A 399-nucleotide genomic window follows, 5' to 3' on the forward strand; every position below is an offset into this window, starting at 1 on the left:
TTTATAAGCCGTTCAACTTTGGCGGTAGGGTCAACAGGAATTATCCCACGTTCCACAGCCTCAATCATCATAGTTTTGAAAGTTCCGTAATAGCCGTTAATGGTCGTGTTTTTATATTTTTGTTTAATAAGGCTGTCCAAAAAAGCCTCAATCACGGCGGGGGTAATGGCGTCCATTCTCATGTTTTTGAAATACGGCAAAATAACCTTATCCAAATTCCGCTTCATGTGGTCAGAATAACTTTGCGTCAGGTTCGCCCTTTTCCGTCTTTTTTTCAGGTACTCGCAATTTTCCCAATCCCACCAGTTCACGGAATATTCGCCGAAGGTAGGCACATCGTCTTTTTTCGGCAACAACGCCCCATCTTTCAAAAGCCTGTTTACCAGAACCCTAGCCGCC

At 43.9% G+C, this 399-nt stretch carries 1 protein-coding gene; it reads right to left on the minus strand.

The genetic code is table 11. The features are described 5' to 3' along the window. The coding region (locus ACYVRH_RS14920; protein WP_461257640.1) for a phage integrase SAM-like domain-containing protein at positions 1 to 399 on the minus strand (399 nt) is incomplete at both ends.

The organism is Treponema sp. R80B11-R83G3, assembly GCF_054786115.1.